The sequence below is a fragment of the Candidatus Paraluminiphilus aquimaris genome, from assembly GCF_026230195.1.
GTDB lineage: Bacteria > Pseudomonadota > Gammaproteobacteria > Pseudomonadales > Halieaceae > Luminiphilus > Luminiphilus aquimaris.
In genome coordinates this window covers 1,083,347-1,098,113 of sequence record NZ_CP036501.1, presented here as the reverse complement: position 1 = coordinate 1,098,113, position 14,767 = coordinate 1,083,347, and the positions used below count along the sequence as shown (strand labels likewise).

Here is a 14,767-nt window from a genome sequence, read left to right as displayed (position 1 = left end):
AGTTTGCGCCCGCTGGCAAAGGCCTCCGGGTTAGCGCCATTGACGGGCGGCAACTGGATCGCCGCCCATATTGAGTAGCTGAGACATCCTTCGAGCAAGCATTGGGTAGTCATCGGCCAGACCCGTATCTTTTAGGTGCTGCGCATAGGTCTGTAAATCATCAAGATACGCCTCGACCAATGGCCTGTCGCCGCTGTCAACCGCGTGTTTGATCAAATTGCCATATGCCCTCAGGCTCAGACCCACTTGCTGCGGGTAATCCTTTGGTATCGACTCAAGCAACCCAACAGCCTCTTGCACGGCGCCTACACGTAATTTCGCAGTGCCCAGCCAACCTAAAGTCTCAACTGTTTGTTGTTCTCGGCCTCGTGTGTAGCGCAAAGATCGCTCGAGAATGGGGATGGCCTCTGCCCATCGACCATCTTGACTCAGTAAGGTAGCAAGATTCATCTGACTCTCACGATTGTGCGGATAAATCTCGTTTAAGGTTGTTAGGTGGTAGTACTGAGCCTGTTTATTTTTAAGGTATTTCGCGAGTGCAGCCATCTCGAAATGGACTTTCCAGTCAGCATTTCCCTGTGTCAGCACCTTTTGACGTCTTCGTACCACATCCTTGGGCTCGCCCACTTGACCCTTAATTTTTGACAGCTCGACGGCCATCTGCGCTAGGTAATCCGTGTAATTACTCTGACCCGGGAAGGGAGGCTGCTCAGCCATACCCTGTAAGTTTTTTATATTTTCAATTGTCTCGTGATTGGGATAACCAACACGCTCTGCCACCTCTTCACTGTTAAGTACGCCTTGCGGCCTTTCACCTGTGACTTGAGTTGCTATCGCGCGAGAAAAGATACGGGCCAAAACATCATTCCCTGCGAACGTGTAGTGCACGTGCTCCACGAGAGACTCCCACCCGGGAGGAAAGGGCGTGCTTGCACGATCGAACGCAGCGGCACTGTCCACAAAGCTCAGTGATGCTGAGGGGTAATCTTTGCTCACTGTTCTGATACGGTCATTGATCTTGGTATCGGCACGAAACCTCAGCGCATCGAGGTCCAGTGCACGCTCGAAGTGCCGTTTAGCGCCGAGATGATCGCCCTGCCGCTCAAGACTCGTCGCCAGCTGAAAATGGCTGTCAGCGTGACCTGGATCTATTTCGATGGCCTGCTGCCATAAGGTTGAGGCCGCACGCCATTGTAAATTGCGAGATTGTGCCGCGGCACGCGCTTTAAGATCCGAGACTTGCTGACTCAGCTCAGGACTCAACGCGTTATCTGTCACCGATAAAAATGGCGCTGAATGGCGAAGGTTGACCGGCACGGTGGACAATACAACGTGCATTCCTTTGCTCGACAGAATATCGATGATATCTCTGAGGTTAGCCTCAAAGTGCGCATACACGTCGCTCATGCGCGGGTCGCTTTCAGCCACGCCGTTCTCGACAAACATCTGCATTCCTTGCCACTCAAGGTCAGTCTTTGCGTCGCTCGGTTGGACCCCTTGAAAGGCTTGATCGAGCCACTGCCAGATACGGAGCCGCTTTGCCCACTGCAACGTTCTTATGGCACCGAGACTTGAAAGAAAGTTTTGATTGAATGTTCCAGGGCCATAGGGCCCTACGACCTCATTATTTCCCATGAGTATCACAGCCACATCGGCCGAGTTTGCAGGGATCGTTTCAGCCACCTGGTAAACAACGTGCGAATTGACGGACGTCATCGCCGTATTGATCACCTCGACTTCCTTGTCGGGAAATAGCGCGTTCAGCTGGGCAGTGAGTAGTCTGTCGACACCATGGTTTTTGTGCGGAAACCCCATAGCGGCGGAGCCGCCCAATACATAGACTCGCAGACGGTTGTCGCTCGCCGTTTTTACAAACGTGTTTTGCAGAGGCCCTACATTCAGCGAGGACGGATAAAATTGATCAGCAAAATCGATGTTTTCCTGATAGTAAATCTCACCCTCAATCTCGATCTCGTTGAAGTAATTGAAATCGGTACCAACGCCCACTAAACGTAAAACACCCTCGAGCAGGACAAAAAATAGCAGAGGGATAACGACAGCCGTTATGATGGTGAATAATGCGTTTCTTGCTTGTGACATGAGATACAGTCCTCAAGGCGTTGCTTACACAGTAACAAAGATAGCCAGACTCTCTGGAGGCGGACGACACTAAAGCTAATGAGAACGTCAATCAACATTCTAGGCCTCTCTGCGTATTACCACGACAGCGCCGCCGTATTACTGGTCGACGGCGAGATTGTGGCCGCAGCGCAGGAGGAGCGCTTCACGCGAAAAAAGCATGATGCCGCCTTCCCCGCAAATGCCATCAGCTATTGCCTCGACGAGGCGGGCCTGAGTCTCGACGAGATCGACTACATTACGTTTTATGACAAACCGCTGGTGAAGTTTGAGCGGCTGCTGGAGACCTATCTCGCTTTCGCCCCCAAAGGTTTTCGCTCGTTCGTCATGGCCATACCGGTCTGGCTAAAAGAGAAACTCTTTTTAAAAGTAACACTGAAACGTGAACTGGGCTCTTTATCGGGGCTGGAGCAGACAGCTTTACCACCCCTTCTGTTTCACGAACATCATGGGTCGCACGCCGCCTCGGCCTTTTTCGCCAGCCCGTTCAAAAAAGCGGCCGTGCTCTGCCTAGACGGGGTAGGCGAGTGGGCGACCAGCTCAGTATGGCTGGGCGATGGCTCGACACTGATACCGCAATGGGAAATACGCTTCCCACACTCCTTAGGGCTGCTGTATTCAGCATTCACCTACTACACCGGCTTCAAGGTCAATTCCGGTGAATACAAACTCATGGGGCTCGCACCCTACGGCGAACCGCGGTACGTCGACCTCATCAAAAACCATCTCATCGATATCAAGCCCGACGGAACCTTTAGACTCGACATGCGCTACTTCGACTACGCGACCGGGCTAACCATGACCAATCGCCGCTTTGATGCCTTGTTTGGTGGTCCACCTCGAAAGCCTGAGGCTGAGCTTACGCAACGTGAAATGGACATCGCCGCATCCATCCAAGTGGTAACCGAAGACATTGTATTAAAGCTTGCCACGACGATTCATAAAGAGCTCGAAGTTGATCACCTGTGCCTCGCCGGCGGTGTTGCGCTTAACTGCGTGGCCAATGGTCGACTCGAGCGCGAGGGACCCTTCGAGCAGATTTGGATACAACCAGCAGCTGGCGATGCCGGCGGTGCCTTGGGCGCAGCGCTTGCGACATGGCATGAGTACCTAAACAAACCCCGAGAGGCCAATGATCTCAACGATACAATGCACGGCGCTTACCTTGGAAAGTCATTCAGTCAGGACGAAATAGAAGACTACTTAAGGGGTGTCGAAGCCCCGTTTCATCGATACGATGACACCGAGTTAATGCCCGAGATTGCCGCCGCGATGGATCGTGGTGCGGTGGTCGGCTGGTTCAATGGTCGAATGGAATTTGGTCCGCGTGCACTGGGTGCTCGATCGATTATTGGTGATGCGCGTTCACCCACCATGCAGTCGGTCATGAATCTTAAAATCAAAAATCGCGAGTCGTTCAGGCCGTTTGCCCCTGCTATTAAAGCCGCCGCGGTATCCCAATGGTTCAATACCGAGAGCACAAGCCCCTACATGCTTAAGGTTGCAACCGTTAGGGAAGAGCGGCGCCTCCCCATGTCTGATGAGGAGAAGAGCTTGTTTGGCATTGATCAACTCAACGTCGCGCGCTCACAGGTACCCGCCATCACGCACGTTGACTACTCTGCGAGACTACAGACCGTGCACGAGGAGACAAACCCGCGTTTTCATGGCCTGCTCTCAGCCTTTGAGGCGGTGACAGATTGTCCCGTGCTGATCAACACCTCGTTCAACGTTCGCGGCGAGCCCATTGTCTGTTCGCCTGAAGATGCGTATCGCTGCTTCATGCGAACGGAGATGGATCTGCTGGTTTTGGAAAATGCGCTACTCATCAAAGCCGAGCAACCCGAATGGCATGACGACGAATCATGGAAAGAAACGTTTCAGCTGGACTGACAATTGTGATGAATCAAACACCCGACCTACCCACAACCCCGAGAGAACTTCGCCAGTTCGGTCTCCTGTTCAGCGCAATACTTGTCGCACTGTTTGGCGTCTTGCTGCCGTGGATGCTTGGACACCCATTCCCACCTTGGCCTTGGGCTATTGCTGCCATTCTAAGCGCCATTGCCGTTATTTTGCCCCGCGCACTCACGCCATTTTACCGCGCCTGGATGCGGTTCGGACTGATCGCCGGTTACGTCAATACCCGTATTATCATGTTCATGCTTTACTATTTGGTATTCGCACCGCTTGGCATAATCATGAGCCTCGTCGGTCGAGATGCGCTGTTGCGCAAAACAGGGGATACCACCCAAGACAGTTATCGCGTGACGAGCAGTCAACGAGACGCTGACCACTTTGAGAGACCTTATTAATGTTTGACCTACTAAAGGACCTCTGGGGTTTCATGCTAGAGCGCAAGAAGCTCTGGATGGCACCCATCATTGGCATCATGCTCCTGCTAGGTGTGTTGGTTGTTATGACACAAGGCTCGGCGCTAGCACCGTTCATTTACACTATTTTTTAAATATGATCCGCGAGGCAACGGCGGCTGACTGGCCCAATATTTGGCCCATCTTCAGCGAAATAACTAAGGCCGGCGACACCTATGCTTACCCTGTCGACACCGACAGGTCGACCGCGGAAATGTTATGGATGACAAAGCCCGATCGAACATTTGTCTTGGAAGAAAACGGCGAGATTCTGGGAACCTACTACTTGAAAACCAATCAGGATGGCCCGGGTAAGCACGTCTGTAATTGCGGCTACATGGTAACAAACGCGGCTCGCGGCAGAGGCTTGGCTCAAAAAATGTGCCTGCACTCTCAGGGTATTGCCGTCGAAATGGGTTATCGCGCCATGCAATTCAACTTTGTCGCGTCTAGTAATGACATCGCTGTCGCACTCTGGAAAAAATTGGGTTTCGATATTGTCGGGACCTTGCCGCGGGCCTTTAACCATCCGACACTGGGTTTGGTCGATGCCTTTGTGATGTACAAATGGCTCGCTGACTAAAACACCAAAAGTGATGCTGCAACGGAGAGCACCGTGATGAACGATCCCTATCTTTTTTCGGTAACCAATCACGTTGCGACCTTCAGTGTTAACGACGCGCCCTTCAATCTCATGCCGGTGAGTTACATCGATCGTCTGGAAGAGCAACTGCCCGAGGTGCTCGCTGATAACGCGATTCGCGCCATGGTCTTCACCGCAGAGGGCCTAGCGAATTTCTCCGCTGGCATGAATCTCAGACAAATCCCCGAGGGCATTAAACGCGCGGGCAGTCCAGAAGCGTTTTTCGCACAACGCCACCGTGTGCTGGGCATGATCGAAAACGGTGGGACACCCGCGATCGCCACCTTCTTCGGCTACTGCCTCGGTGCTGGACTTGAGTTACCTCTGGCTTGCCATTTTCGTATCGCAGCGAGCGAAGGAGCAAAAATAGGACTGCCCGAAATGGATTTAGGCAGTGTCCCTGCTTGGGGCGGATCAGCTCGCCTTCCTCGTGTCGTGGGTCGGTCGCATGCGCTCGATATGATTTTGCGCGCCCGTAAAATCGACGGAAACGAAGCACTAAAGATGGGTCTCGTGACGGAGGTGGTTCCGCTTGAGCAATTAAAAGCGCGCGCACAAGCGCTTGGCGAAGAGCTGGCTGCGCAACCCCGCCTTGCCGTGAAAGCGGTGTTAGATACCGTTGTCGGGTTTGAAACCAAAACCCTCGATGAATCCATTGACGATGAGAAACGGGCCGTCGCAGCGACGCTCGGGACGCCTGATTCGCAGGAGGGAATGGCAGCCTTCCTCGAGAAACGAAAACCCGTGTTTAATCAGTCTTAATTGAGCAGGAGTCCGTAATTACCGATATGACCGACGACCAAACTGACACATCACTACTGAGCCGCCGCCGCTTACTCCGTGCCATGGGGGTATCGACGGCCGGTGTCGCTGCCGCAAGTGCAATAGCAGCAAGTCGCGAGAAAATTGTCGATGCAGGTGACACTGCGAAAGAAGAACTGGCGGAACTCAAGAAGCAGTTTGATGCACTCGACAAGCGCTCAAAACTTATCTTGCGCCTAGTATTGGTGCTTAGTGGTCTCGACCTCTTTCTCGCAATTTGACTGACAGGTCGCAAACCGCCTAGCCGCAAACCGACTCGCCATAGTACCAAGCATTACACGGTGTCGTTTCTTTCGTCAGGAGAGGACGACACCGTGAGCGAACGAGCTGTGCTGCCTCAGCGGACGCTTACTCTGATTGAGCCAAATGCTTTGCGTGAAATCGCAGATGATCTTCCATAAAGGTCGCGATGAAGAAATAGCTATGATCATAACCATCATGCTCTCTGTAGGTGAGCGGAAAGGCGGTTATGTCGCAAGCCTCCTTGAGTAACTCAGGTTTGAGCTGCTCGACAAGAAACTGATCTGAGGCACCTTGATCAACCAGGAGCGGTATGGCTTTTGCGCCCGAGCGAATGAGCTCAGAGCTATCGTGCAGTTTCCACTCTTCTTTATCTTCACCAAGATAAGCGGAGAACGCCTTATGCCCCCAAGGACAGCTCGCCGGCGCGCAAATGGGAGAAAATGCGCTCACTGAGCGATAACGTCCCGGATATTTCAGGGCCAAACTCATCGCACCATGACCGCCCATCGAGTGGCCACTGATACTTACTCGGGCAACATCTAAGCCTTCGATATCGCCCAGCCACGACGGCAGCTCAGCGACGATAAATTCTTCCATTTTGTAATGATCAGACCATGGCGCCTGCGTCGCGTTCAGGTAGAAACCGGCGCCAAGGCCCAAGTCATAAGCACCGTCAGGGTCGTCAGCTACGTTATCGCCACGTGGGCTGGTGTCAGGAAAAACCACAGCAATGCCAAGCTCACTCGCTATCCGCTGTGCGCCGGATTTGGTCACAGCGTTCTCGTCGGTACAGGTAAGTCCCGAGAGATAAATGACGACTGGAACGGGATTAGCGGCAGCAAAATCGGGTAAAAAAACAGAGAAGACAGCGTCCCCCGAAAGCACCTGAGAGGCACCTTTGTAACGCCGCTGTACCCCTCCAAAGCAACGAGCCTCAGAGAGGCGCTCGAGTGCCATTAGAACGTCACCACAGACCGAATACTCTTTCCTGCATGCATCAGGTCAAAGGCATCGTTGATCTGGTTAAGCGGCATGGTATGGGTAATCATCTCGTCGATATTAATTTTGCCTTCCATATACCAATCGACGATTTTCGGAACGTCTGTTCTGCCTCGCGCACCACCAAATGCGGACCCTCGCCACGACCGACCTGTCACCAGCTGGAAAGGGCGCGTTGATATTTCTTGTCCAGCACCTGCGACACCAATAACACAGCTTTGTCCCCAGCCCTTGTGACAACACTCGAGCGCTTGGCGCATGACATTGACGTTACCTATGCATTCAAAACTGTAATCAACACCGCCGCCTGTCATTTGAATAAGATGGTCAACAACATCGTCAACTTCGCTGGGGTTCACGAAGTCTGTCATCCCAAATTGGCGTGCAAGCGTCGCTTTCGCTGGGTTTAAGTCAACGCCGATGATCCGAGTAGCTCCCACCATCCGAGCGCCTTGAATAACATTGAGTCCAATACCGCCCAAACCGAAGACAGCGACCGTTGATCCCGCCTCAACCTTCATCGTAAAAGCAACAGCACCAATACCCGTAGTCACACCACAACCGATGTAACAGATTTTATCGAACGGCGCGTCTTCACGGACTTTCGCAACCGCGATTTCCGGTAAAACGGTGTAGTTAGAAAAGGTTGAGCATCCCATGTAATGGAGAATTGGCTCGCCATCTAATGTGAAACGGCTGGAATGGTCGGGCATGAGACCCTGCCCCTGCGTTTCTCGAATAGCTTGGCATAGATTCGTTTTGGGATGCAGACAGAAGTTACACTCTCGACACTCGGGTGTGTACAAAGGAATAACGTGGTCACCTGGTTTGACCGACTTAACGCCCTCACCCACCTCAACTACTACGCCAGCACCTTCATGGCCCAATATCGCGGGAAATGCACCTTCAGGGTCATCGCCAGAAAGCGTGAACGCGTCGGTGTGGCAAACTCCCGTGGCCTTAATTTCAACCATGACCTCGCCTGCGCGGGGTCCTGAAACATCCACTTCGGCTATCTCAAGTGGGGCGCCCGCCTTAAAAGCAACTGCTGCTCGACTCTTCATCCTTCAACCCTTTCTTATTTCTTTTTTCTCACACTACGTCAACGAAACACGCAGCACAAACAACTGACGTCGTGGGCGAATCGGCGACCTGTCGATACGAAGTTCAGACCGTCAACTCGAACAGGCCGATTGGCGCCCAAGCACCCACGAAGAATGAGGGTGCAAACTTGCATCAAGCTGTTCAGATTCCCTCTGGGATGGTCTTATGCGACTGGAACCAGGGCAAAGCGGCGATTTCAGCGTCCACTAGCGTGCCGCGAATATCGAGTTGGACTTGGGTGCCGGGCGCTGACAACTCGGTTGGCACGTTCACCAGGGCAATGTTGTGCTCGAGTCGTGGTGAATAGCAGCAGCGGGTAATGTGTCCAACAACCGCGCCCTCGGAATAAACATCCCAGAACTTATCGTTGCCACCAATGGCCTCACCTCCAAAATTGGCACCGACTAACTTGCGCGGCGTCCCTTCTTGTTCAATTCGCTTAAGCGCGTCACGGCCAATAAACTCCGACGGTTTGTCGAGGTCCATGAGTCGCTCAAGACCAATGGTGAATGGCGAATCACAGGGCGTAATATCTGAGCCGTGCGATAAAATCCCACCCTCGACACTGCGCATTAGCGATGGGCAAGCCGGTAATATGCCGAACTCTTTCCCCGCCTCCATTATGAGGTCCCACAGTTCCGCACCTCGCGTCTGGTCAAGAAGGTAAATTTCATAGCCCAGCTCCCCACTCCAGCCGGTCCGAGTAAGAACAACAGGAATATCGTTGAGCTCAAGCTCAACGCATTGGTAGTAACCCAGCGTAAGCGCAATCTCACCAAAGAGCTTCTTTGCCACATGCGGCGATACGGGACCCTGAAGTTGCAACGGTGATACATCAGGCTCGCTCACTTCAACATCGTAACCCTTGCCCAGTGCAAGACCTGTCGCCCACAAGATGACGTCGCCATCACCGGGCGATAACCAAAAACAGTCCTCTGCCATTCGAAACAAAACCGCGTCGTTGATGATGCCGCCCTGATCATTACAAAAAACGACATAACGACCTCGGCCTACGGGGCAGGTCGAGATGTCTCTGGGCGTTAAAAGTTGCGTCAGTGCCAGCGCGTCCGGCCCCTTAATTTCTACCTGCCGCTGCACCGCGTGATCCGCCAAAATAACGCCATTAACCATGCCCCAGTATTCCGCCAGAGGGTCCCCAAAATGCACCGGTAAATACATGTGGTTATAAATCGTGAACGCCCGGACACCGGCGTCAATAGTCGAGTCAAAAAAAGGCGACCGGCGTACGCGCGGCCCGATTCCTATCGCGAGAGGGGTGCTGTTTGTCATTGGAAAAGTCTCCGGTGGGCGGGTTAGCCCAAGCGTTTAAGTTGTTCTTGAGACCACTGAACAGTGTTGTCGATTTGGTTGAAGGTGAACATGTACAAACCTTCGATAGCCATGCGCTCATCAGCCATCGCGGGTTGTAATTCTTTGAATAGCGAGTCGGGCTTATAGGTAGGGCTTCGCAGGAACATACCAATGAGTCCCTTTTGCTTCTTCGCGTATTTGGCCGACTGCCCGACACCAATACGCAGCGACGTTTTAAACAAACGCATGCGGTCCATGACGCCGGGAAGACCAATCCATACAGGCGTTGTTATGCCTCGATCGCGCATGTCAGAAAGCCACTTTATGAGCACAGGCATGTCAAAGCACATCTGAGTCACCATGTGCGTGGCAATACCTTGCTTGGCCGCCAGCGCCTCGAACAAGAGATCGTCTGATATTGCAGGATGACCCTCTGGGTAAGAGGCCACACCAATTCGGGTGAAGGGGTGGTCCATCTCAGACAGATCACGAAGGACCGCCGCCGAACTATCGTACTCACCCATGGGTTCATCGAGATCGCCACCGGGCACAAAGATCGACGTAATGCCGCTGTCAGTCAGTTGTGAAACGATGTCTTTTAGGTGCTGCTTGTTCATTACCTGACGCGCAGCGAGGTGCGGCGTCAGCGAAAACCCGCGATCAGAAAGTTGGGCAACCGTATCGAGCGTGACCTGTAAACCCTGCTTCGGCGAACAGGTAATACCGACGCGATCTCCGGCCTTGAGCACACCCAACTTTTCTTCGAAGCCCTTCATCGGAATGACTTCGAAATACAGCGACTTTAATAGGCTTTTTGCCGCACTCATGGCGTGTCTCAACCGCGAAAAACGCGACGGTAACCGTCTTTTTTTTCTGACGCAATAGGGGTGTAAAAACGCCCCCCCCTGAGGGGTTAGACACAACCTTGACTAGAAAGCCGAGAGTCGCTCATCAGTGTCAGAAATATCGTAATTTGAAGCGGTTTCCCCCGCCAGGGACGGGCGAATACCTTGCTCTGTCTCGGCGAGTCTGTAGAGATCTTTCATCGCCGCAACAGCCTCTGCGCTGTTACCCGCAATTTGCGCGCAGGTCGCAGCCAAGGCCTCGTCTAGGGCCTCTGCTGTCTCAAAGCTTGCATTAGCAACCCCCCACTTGAGCGCTTGAGCGCCGGTGAAAATACGCGCGGTAAAGGAAAGCTCTCGGGCACGCCTCTGGCCGACTGCTCGCGGAAGCGTTTGCGACATTCCCCAAGTAGGACGAAGTCCAAATTTGGTGTGCGTATCGCCAAACTTCGTGGTGTGGGTGGTGTAGACAAAGTCGCAATGTAAGGCAACTTCCAAAGCACCCGTAAAACAGGCGCCAACAGCACGCGCGATAACCGGTACACCGGCGTCACGAATGGCAGCTGCAAGTTCCTCGGCCGGCTTATCGAATACGTTGCCAATGATGCCGCCCTGCGGCTTAACACCTTGCAAAACCTTCAGATCGACGCCCGCCGAAAAAGCCCTACCGGCGCCTCGCAAAACAATGACTTTAACGCGATCGTCTTCATTCGCCTGTGCCACTAATCGCGTCGCCTCGGACAGCATTTCCGGCCTCAATGCATTGAGCGCATCGGGTCGATTGAACTCGATCGACAAACAATTCGCATCGAGATTCACATTGATAAACGGTGTTTCCGATTGATACTGCATACGACTCTCTTAAGTGAAGGTATTGGTCGATACTAGCGATGCATTACTGTCGCGCGCAAGGGCGCTAAGCCAGCCCTACGCTAATTACACGGGAGGTAGGCACGATTTATTTTTTACTTACACGCTCGCCGTTATCTCCGCTCAGCTATTTTCTGTTTTACTCGCTCAAACAGGGAGCGCCTGGGACGCTCTGGGTTAATCACCCTGAGTTAATAGAGCACCCGAAGCTCTGTCGCGCCCGTATTGGGAAGCAGCTCACGAATCGTTTGCGCAAGCCGACGGAATAAAGGGCGCGCCGGGGAGCGGGTGCGCCAGGCCAGCGCATGATCCCGGTACATGTTGACGCCAGAGACATCAGTCACGCGCAGCGGGTCCGTTTCACGAATTTCTGAGGCCACATAAAGTGATGGTAGAAAGGTGATACCCATCCCCATAACGACCATTTGGCGCAGCGTGTCGAGTGACGTGCCTTCAAAGTCGCGTCGCGTCGTAGCACCGAGCGTCTGGCATAGCTCAGTCACCTGACGGTGGTACAGGTGGTGTTCATCCAGCGTCAGCACTTCCTCGCCCACCAAATCCACTCGGTTAATTACTTTTTTATTCGCTAGGCGATGATCCAGAGGAATGACCAACTTGAGTGGCTCTCGAAATAGAGGGCTTATTTCCAACCCAGCTTCGGCGATAGGCTGCGTAGACAGGATGAGGTCATGTTTCGCACTTCTCAGGTCATGGTTTAAATCGGCCGGTACGCCTTCTCTCACAAACAATCGTAACGCCTGAAAGCGCTCGTGAATGTCGGGTAATACTTGTGGCAAAAGATAAGGTCCCAGTGTAGGTGTCACACCAATACGGTAGGTGCCCGCCACGCCTCCAGTAAACCCATGGGCTGTGTCGACAAAGCTTTGTACTTCTTCTTGAATTCGGTGGCATACAGGCATGAGCTCACGCGCTGCAACGGTCGGTGTCGCACCCGAACGCGTTCTCTCAAAGAGCTTCACACCCAAAGACTCCTCTAAGGTGGCAATTTGCGCGGTGAGTGTGGGTTGCGTCACCCCCAGTCTCTCAGCTGCCCCGCGGAAACTACCTATGTCACTAATCGTCTTAAAGTACTCGAGCTGCCGTAGGCTTAAGTTTGATTTTGACTGCATAGGTAGCCTGTCCTCGTAGGTGATAGATTTTTACTATCAAAAGTTATCGATATATTAGTAACAACTATCGCATCCAATCAATAGAGTGCAAGCGTACATTTGGTGGGAATCGCGTTTTATGGTGTAAGAGGCGCGTGATTACGCCGCCCAAGGTAAAAACACCCCTTTTAATTTTGTGGAGACAGAAGTGAACGAAGAAAATGTAATCGCGCTTTTTGGTGATTGGAACGATGCTCTGGCAACAGGCGACCCTGATGTTGTAACAAATATGTACGCTGACGACGCCGTGTTACTGCCGACAGTTTCCAATCAGGTGAGACACAACCATGCAGAAATTCGAGACTACTTCGTCGCTTTTCTCGCCAAAAAGCCGCAGGGTGTAATCACCGAATCAAACGCACGTGTTTTGTCCGAAACTTTGGCGACTAACGCAGGCGTTTACGTCTTCACGTTTGGCGATGGCTCAACTGTTTCCGCGCGCTTTAACTACACCTACGAATTACGTGACGGTGACTGGAAGATCATTCAGCACCATAGCTCAGCGATGCCCGAGGGCTAGGACCTCAGCAAACGATGGGGGTTGGCTATGAACACCCCCTATTTCGATACTTCCCTGACTTTCAAAGAGAACGTGTGAATGAGTGGTAAATTTTTCGATACCAGTAACCTTCGCGGCGATGTTTACGGCGGTTTAACCGCGGGTGTCGTGGCCTTACCGCTGGCTCTCGCCTTTGGAGAGGCCTCGGGTGCAGGACCCATCGCCGGCGTTTACGGCGCCATCATTGTCGGCTTTTTTGCCGCTCTTTTTGGGGGTACGGGCTCCCAGATTACCGGTCCCACGGGGCCGATGGTCGTCGTTTTTGCAGGCGTCTTTTCGTCCCTGAGTGGCGACCCATCCCTCGTTTTTGCAACTGTGGTGCTTGCCGGCGTCATTCAGATTGCCTTTGGCGTGCTTGGCTTTGGTCAGTACATCCGACTTGTCCCCTACCCTGTGGTTTCCGGGTTTATGAGCGGTATTGGGTGCATCATCATCGCGCTTCAGCTCGCCCGCCTTTTCGGGCATGAACCTGCAGGCAGCGGGACGATACCGGCCCTTCTTGAAGTACCAAACGCGGTATCAGACCCTCATTTCGGCGCCCTTTTTGTGGGTTTGCTGACGCTCGCGATGGTTTTCACATGGCCAGCGAAGTGGGGCAAAGTCGTACCTGCACCCCTGGCAGCTTTGATAACGGGAACCATCATTGGCCTCTACATCGAAGGCCTGCCTATTCTGGGTGATATTCCAACAGGCCTGCCGGGCTTGGTTGTGCCTACCATTGAATCAGACACTGCCATCATCATTTTCGAAGCAGCATTTATTTTGGCGGTTCTCGGAGCCATTGACTCTCTGCTGACCTCGCTTGTTGCAGACAACATGACGCGAACTCGACACAACTCAAACCGTGAGCTGATTGGTCAGGGCTTGGGTAATACCGTAGCGGGTTTCTTTGGTGGAATTCCTGGAGCGGGCGCTACGATGCGGACAGTGGTCAACATTCGCACAGGCGGCAGCACAAAAATTTCAGGCATGCTGCACAGCTTGTTGTTACTCGCCGTAGTAGTAGTGCTGGCTCCGCTTGCAGAAAAAATCCCGCATGCGGTTCTTGCCGGCATCCTGGTTAAAGTCGGGTACGACATCATCGATATCGCTTACCTCAAGCGAGCCCATAAAGGGCCACGCTTTGACCTTATGCTCATGGCACTCGTTCTAGGTCTTACGGTATTTGTCGATCTTATTACGGCTGTGCTAGCAGGTGTCGTGATCGCCGCGCTTGCGTTCGTTAAGCAAATAGCCGACGAGCAACTTCGCAAGGCGAGTGGTGCTGACGGTGAGGAAGACCACAGTTTAAGTGACGAGGAGGCGGCGATTTATAGCCAAATCAGCGACGATATCACCCTCTTTGATTTTGGCGGTCCTCTAAGCTTTGGTGCGGCGGCTGACTTAGGTCATCAAGTCCGAGAACGTGTTGGTCGACACGATCACAAAGCGCTTCTACTCGACTTCAGCCAAGTTTCATTTATGGATGTGTCAGCAGCGCGTGCAGTCGAGACCATTACCGTCGATGCGCATTCATCGGGAAAGCGTGTGTATGCCTGTGGTATCAGAGATGAGGTTGATGGCGTGCTGTCAGGCCTCGGCGTCAATGAATATCTCTCGGCTGATATGCAGTATCCTACCCGCGAAGCGGCACTCAGAGCGGCAAGTGTATGGATCAAAGAGGACTAACAGAGAAAGGCCAAGCGCGACGAGGT

At 53.0% G+C, this 14,767-nt stretch carries 15 protein-coding genes; 8 read left to right on the top strand and 7 right to left on the bottom strand.

The genetic code is table 11. The annotated features are described in order from the left end of the window. Positions 1 to 30 precede the first annotated feature (30 nt). Complete coding sequence (locus tag E0F26_RS05135; protein WP_279242971.1) at positions 31 to 2,100, bottom strand: tetratricopeptide repeat protein; 2,070 nt, start codon at positions 2,098 to 2,100, stop codon at positions 31 to 33. Positions 2,101 to 2,178: 78 nt separating this feature from the next. Here E0F26_RS05135 and E0F26_RS05130 point away from each other — a divergent pair, with 78 nt between their 5' ends. From E0F26_RS05130 to E0F26_RS05105, 6 genes are read left to right on the top strand one after another with little or no spacing between them, the layout of a single operon-like run. Further along, the gene (locus E0F26_RS05130; protein ID WP_279242970.1) at positions 2,179 to 4,032 is read left to right on the top strand and encodes a carbamoyltransferase family protein; all 1,854 of its coding nucleotides are present in this window, start codon (positions 2,179 to 2,181) and stop codon (positions 4,030 to 4,032) included. After that, the gene (locus tag E0F26_RS05125) at positions 4,005 to 4,454 is read left to right on the top strand and encodes an SxtJ family membrane protein (protein WP_279242969.1); all 450 of its coding nucleotides are present in this window, start codon (positions 4,005 to 4,007) and stop codon (positions 4,452 to 4,454) included. Before E0F26_RS05130 ends, E0F26_RS05125 begins: the two co-directional genes overlap by 28 nt. Further along, positions 4,454 to 4,606, top strand: a complete 153-nt coding sequence (locus E0F26_RS05120) for a DUF5989 family protein (protein ID WP_279242968.1) — start codon at positions 4,454 to 4,456, stop codon at positions 4,604 to 4,606. Before E0F26_RS05125 ends, E0F26_RS05120 begins: the two co-directional genes overlap by 1 nt. Positions 4,607 to 4,608: 2 nt before the next feature. After that, positions 4,609 to 5,094 (top strand): GNAT family N-acetyltransferase, encoded by a 486-nt coding sequence (locus tag E0F26_RS05115; protein ID WP_279242967.1) that lies wholly within the window; start codon positions 4,609 to 4,611, stop codon positions 5,092 to 5,094. Between the two features lie 36 nt (positions 5,095 to 5,130). Then, entirely contained in the window at positions 5,131 to 5,916 is a 786-nt protein-coding gene (locus E0F26_RS05110) for an enoyl-CoA hydratase/isomerase family protein (protein WP_279242966.1), read from the top strand. 26 nt (positions 5,917 to 5,942) lie between these two features. Beyond that, the gene (locus E0F26_RS05105; RefSeq protein WP_279242965.1) at positions 5,943 to 6,197 is read left to right on the top strand and encodes a hypothetical protein; all 255 of its coding nucleotides are present in this window, start codon (positions 5,943 to 5,945) and stop codon (positions 6,195 to 6,197) included. Positions 6,198 to 6,324: 127 nt separating this feature from the next. Here E0F26_RS05105 and fghA read toward each other — a convergent pair whose 3' ends face one another. From fghA to E0F26_RS05075, 6 genes are all read right to left on the bottom strand, one after another. Beyond that, entirely contained in the window at positions 6,325 to 7,176 is an 852-nt protein-coding gene (gene fghA / locus E0F26_RS05100; protein WP_279242964.1) for an S-formylglutathione hydrolase, read from the bottom strand. Then, positions 7,176 to 8,282, bottom strand: a complete 1,107-nt coding sequence (locus E0F26_RS05095) for an S-(hydroxymethyl)glutathione dehydrogenase/class III alcohol dehydrogenase (RefSeq protein WP_279242963.1) — start codon at positions 8,280 to 8,282, stop codon at positions 7,176 to 7,178. The genes fghA and E0F26_RS05095 overlap by 1 nt, the downstream gene beginning before the upstream one ends. A gap of 181 nt (positions 8,283 to 8,463) precedes the next feature. Further along, on the bottom strand, positions 8,464 to 9,612 hold the full coding sequence (locus tag E0F26_RS05090; RefSeq protein WP_279242962.1) for a glycine cleavage T C-terminal barrel domain-containing protein: 1,149 nt from the start codon (positions 9,610 to 9,612) through the stop codon (positions 8,464 to 8,466). 23 nt (positions 9,613 to 9,635) lie between these two features. Beyond that, positions 9,636 to 10,460 (bottom strand): methylenetetrahydrofolate reductase, encoded by an 825-nt coding sequence (locus tag E0F26_RS05085; protein WP_279242961.1) that lies wholly within the window; start codon positions 10,458 to 10,460, stop codon positions 9,636 to 9,638. A gap of 102 nt (positions 10,461 to 10,562) precedes the next feature. Next, positions 10,563 to 11,327 (bottom strand): enoyl-CoA hydratase/isomerase family protein, encoded by a 765-nt coding sequence (locus E0F26_RS05080; protein ID WP_279242960.1) that lies wholly within the window; start codon positions 11,325 to 11,327, stop codon positions 10,563 to 10,565. 209 nt (positions 11,328 to 11,536) lie between these two features. Then, entirely contained in the window at positions 11,537 to 12,475 is a 939-nt protein-coding gene (locus tag E0F26_RS05075) for a hydrogen peroxide-inducible genes activator (RefSeq protein ID WP_279242959.1), read from the bottom strand. Positions 12,476 to 12,662: 187 nt separating this feature from the next. On the opposite strand from E0F26_RS05075, the gene E0F26_RS05070 reads away from it, so the two are divergent. Both E0F26_RS05070 and E0F26_RS05065 read left to right on the top strand, forming a co-directional pair. Then, positions 12,663 to 13,034, top strand: coding sequence for an SgcJ/EcaC family oxidoreductase (locus E0F26_RS05070; protein ID WP_279242958.1), 372 nt, complete (start codon positions 12,663 to 12,665; stop codon positions 13,032 to 13,034). A 78-nt stretch (positions 13,035 to 13,112) separates the two neighbouring features. Then, positions 13,113 to 14,741 (top strand): SulP family inorganic anion transporter, encoded by a 1,629-nt coding sequence (locus E0F26_RS05065; protein ID WP_279242957.1) that lies wholly within the window; start codon positions 13,113 to 13,115, stop codon positions 14,739 to 14,741. Positions 14,742 to 14,767: the final 26 nt, after the last annotated feature.

Coding starts and splice junctions, on each gene's coding strand:
- E0F26_RS05135 (WP_279242971.1), bottom strand. CDS start 2,100: ATGTCACAAGCAAGAAACGCATTATTCACCATCATAACGGCTGTCGTT.
- E0F26_RS05130 (WP_279242970.1), top strand. CDS start 2,179: ATGAGAACGTCAATCAACATTCTAGGCCTCTCTGCGTATTACCACGAC.
- E0F26_RS05125 (WP_279242969.1), top strand. CDS start 4,005: ATGGAAAGAAACGTTTCAGCTGGACTGACAATTGTGATGAATCAAACA.
- E0F26_RS05120 (WP_279242968.1), top strand. CDS start 4,454: ATGTTTGACCTACTAAAGGACCTCTGGGGTTTCATGCTAGAGCGCAAG.
- E0F26_RS05115 (WP_279242967.1), top strand. CDS start 4,609: ATGATCCGCGAGGCAACGGCGGCTGACTGGCCCAATATTTGGCCCATC.
- E0F26_RS05110 (WP_279242966.1), top strand. CDS start 5,131: ATGAACGATCCCTATCTTTTTTCGGTAACCAATCACGTTGCGACCTTC.
- E0F26_RS05105 (WP_279242965.1), top strand. CDS start 5,943: ATGACCGACGACCAAACTGACACATCACTACTGAGCCGCCGCCGCTTA.
- fghA (WP_279242964.1), bottom strand. CDS start 7,176: ATGGCACTCGAGCGCCTCTCTGAGGCTCGTTGCTTTGGAGGGGTACAG.
- E0F26_RS05095 (WP_279242963.1), bottom strand. CDS start 8,282: ATGAAGAGTCGAGCAGCAGTTGCTTTTAAGGCGGGCGCCCCACTTGAG.
- E0F26_RS05090 (WP_279242962.1), bottom strand. CDS start 9,612: ATGACAAACAGCACCCCTCTCGCGATAGGAATCGGGCCGCGCGTACGC.
- E0F26_RS05085 (WP_279242961.1), bottom strand. CDS start 10,460: ATGAGTGCGGCAAAAAGCCTATTAAAGTCGCTGTATTTCGAAGTCATT.
- E0F26_RS05080 (WP_279242960.1), bottom strand. CDS start 11,327: ATGCAGTATCAATCGGAAACACCGTTTATCAATGTGAATCTCGATGCG.
- E0F26_RS05075 (WP_279242959.1), bottom strand. CDS start 12,475: ATGCAGTCAAAATCAAACTTAAGCCTACGGCAGCTCGAGTACTTTAAG.
- E0F26_RS05065 (WP_279242957.1), top strand. CDS start 13,113: ATGAGTGGTAAATTTTTCGATACCAGTAACCTTCGCGGCGATGTTTAC.